The sequence below is a fragment of the Neobacillus sp. 114 genome (assembly GCF_030127045.1).
GTDB classification, from domain to species: Bacteria; Bacillota; Bacilli; order Bacillales; family Cytobacillaceae; genus Neobacillus; species Neobacillus rhizophilus.
Genome location: NZ_CP126144.1, coordinates 92501 through 95000, shown reverse-complemented (window position 1 = coordinate 95000; position 2500 = coordinate 92501). Strand labels below are relative to the sequence as shown.

Annotated in this window: 9 tRNA genes and 1 rRNA gene (2 of these 10 cut by a window edge); all 10 read right to left on the bottom strand. The window is 52.1% G+C overall.

Annotated elements, in window-relative coordinates:
* Positions 1 to 1451 (bottom strand): 16S ribosomal RNA (locus QNN06_RS00500) (it extends 99 nt beyond the left edge of the window).
* A 179-nt stretch (positions 1452 to 1630) separates the two neighbouring features.
* Positions 1631 to 1706 (bottom strand) — tRNA-Ala (locus QNN06_RS00495).
* 7 nt (positions 1707 to 1713) lie between these two features.
* A tRNA-Pro gene (locus QNN06_RS00490) sits at positions 1714 to 1790 on the bottom strand.
* A 15-nt stretch (positions 1791 to 1805) separates the two neighbouring features.
* A tRNA-Arg gene (locus tag QNN06_RS00485) sits at positions 1806 to 1882 on the bottom strand.
* Positions 1883 to 1896: 14 nt separating this feature from the next.
* Positions 1897 to 1985: transfer RNA gene (locus tag QNN06_RS00480), tRNA-Leu, on the bottom strand.
* Positions 1986 to 1990: 5 nt separating this feature from the next.
* A tRNA-Gly gene (locus QNN06_RS00475) sits at positions 1991 to 2065 on the bottom strand.
* A gap of 10 nt (positions 2066 to 2075) precedes the next feature.
* Positions 2076 to 2160 (bottom strand) — tRNA-Leu (locus QNN06_RS00470).
* A 9-nt stretch (positions 2161 to 2169) separates the two neighbouring features.
* Positions 2170 to 2245, bottom strand: a tRNA-Lys gene (locus QNN06_RS00465).
* Between the two features lie 104 nt (positions 2246 to 2349).
* A tRNA-Thr gene (locus QNN06_RS00460) sits at positions 2350 to 2425 on the bottom strand.
* 9 nt (positions 2426 to 2434) lie between these two features.
* Positions 2435 to 2500 (bottom strand) — tRNA-Val (locus QNN06_RS00455); it runs 10 nt beyond the window's last position.

The following is a 2500-nucleotide window of genomic DNA, read 5'->3' as shown; positions in this document are numbered from 1 at the left end:
CCCACCGACTTCGGGTGTTACAAACTCTCGTGGTGTGACGGGCGGTGTGTACAAGGCCCGGGAACGTATTCACCGCGGCATGCTGATCCGCGATTACTAGCGATTCCGGCTTCATGCAGGCGAGTTGCAGCCTGCAATCCGAACTGAGAATGGTTTTATGGGATTGGCTCCACCTCGCGGCTTCGCTGCCCTTTGTACCATCCATTGTAGCACGTGTGTAGCCCAGGTCATAAGGGGCATGATGATTTGACGTCATCCCCACCTTCCTCCGGTTTGTCACCGGCAGTCACCTTAGAGTGCCCAACTGAATGCTGGCAACTAAGATCAAGGGTTGCGCTCGTTGCGGGACTTAACCCAACATCTCACGACACGAGCTGACGACAACCATGCACCACCTGTCACTCTGTCCCCCGAAGGGGAAATTCCTATCTCTAGGAGTGTCAGAGGATGTCAAGACCTGGTAAGGTTCTTCGCGTTGCTTCGAATTAAACCACATGCTCCACCGCTTGTGCGGGCCCCCGTCAATTCCTTTGAGTTTCAGCCTTGCGGCCGTACTCCCCAGGCGGAGTGCTTAATGCGTTAGCTGCAGCACTAAAGGGCGGAAACCCTCTAACACTTAGCACTCATCGTTTACGGCGTGGACTACCAGGGTATCTAATCCTGTTTGCTCCCCACGCTTTCGCGCCTCAGCGTCAGTTACAGACCAGAAAGCCGCCTTCGCCACTGGTGTTCCTCCACATCTCTACGCATTTCACCGCTACACGTGGAATTCCGCTTTCCTCTTCTGCACTCAAGTCCCCCAGTTTCCAATGACCCTCCACGGTTGAGCCGTGGGCTTTCACATCAGACTTAAAGGACCGCCTGCGCGCGCTTTACGCCCAATAATTCCGGACAACGCTTGCCACCTACGTATTACCGCGGCTGCTGGCACGTAGTTAGCCGTGGCTTTCTGGTCAGGTACCGTCAAGGTACCGGCAGTTACTCCGATACTTGTTCTTCCCTGACAACAGAGCTTTACGACCCGAAGGCCTTCATCGCTCACGCGGCGTTGCTCCATCAGACTTTCGTCCATTGTGGAAGATTCCCTACTGCTGCCTCCCGTAGGAGTCTGGGCCGTGTCTCAGTCCCAGTGTGGCCGATCACCCTCTCAGGTCGGCTACGCATCGTCGCCTTGGTGAGCCGTTACCTCACCAACTAGCTAATGCGCCGCGGGCCCATCTGTAAGTGTCAGCCGAAACCGACTTTCAACCTTCCCTCATGCAAGGGAAGAAATTATCCGGTATTAGCTCCGGTTTCCCGAAGTTATCCCAGTCTTACAGGCAGGTTGCCCACGTGTTACTCACCCGTCCGCCGCTAATCACCGGGAGCAAGCTCCCAGTGATTCGCTCGACTTGCATGTATTAGGCACGCCGCCAGCGTTCGTCCTGAGCCAGGATCAAACTCTCCAATAAAGTTGAGTTGATTAGCTCAAAAATGTTACGTTGGCTTCGTTTCAAATGAAACGAATATTATTGTTTGTTGACGTTTTTGTTTGTTTAGTTTTCAAAGAACTATTTAACCTGACGCTCAAAGGCGACTTTTATATATTAACAAAGCAAAACAACAATGTCAATATATTTTTTAAAATAATTGGTGGAGCCTAGCGGGATCGAACCGCTGACCTCCTGCGTGCAAAGCAGGCGCTCTCCCAGCTGAGCTAAGGCCCCGTTAAAATGGTCGGGAAAACAGGATTCGAACCTGCGACCCCTTGGTCCCAAACCAAGTGCTCTACCAAGCTGAGCTATTTCCCGTACTATTAAATTTGATGGCGCGCCCGACAGGAGTCGAACCCATAACCTTCTGATCCGTAGTCAGACGCTCTATCCAATTGAGCTACGGGCGCATTTTATATTTAAATGGTGCCGAGGACCGGAATCGAACCGGTACGGTAGTCACCTACCGCAGGATTTTAAGTCCTGTGCGTCTGCCAGTTCCGCCACCCCGGCAAATATGGAGCGGAAGACGGGATTCGAACCCGCGACCCCCACCTTGGCAAGGTGGTGTTCTACCACTGAACTACTTCCGCAATATTAAAATGGTGCGGGTGAAGGGAGTCGAACCCCCACGCCTTGCGGCGCCAGATCCTAAGTCTGGTGCGTCTGCCAATTCCGCCACACCCGCATATTAAAATGGTGAGCCATGAAGGACTCGAACCTTCGACCCTCTGATTAAAAGTCAGATGCTCTACCGACTGAGCTAATGGCTCAAAATAATAAAGTCTATCCAAAGACAACTTAGTTATTTCTGCTTAAAATCCCTTCGGGATTTCTCGCATGCTTCCGCTGATGTAACTCAAGGAAATAAGAAGCATGGTGCCGGCTAAAGGACTTGAACCCTCAACCTACTGATTACAAGTCAGTTGCTCTACCAATTGAGCTAAGCCGGCATAATAATATGGTGGAGGATGACGGGATCGAACCGCCGACCCTCTGCTTGTAAGGCAGATGCTCTCCCAGCTGAG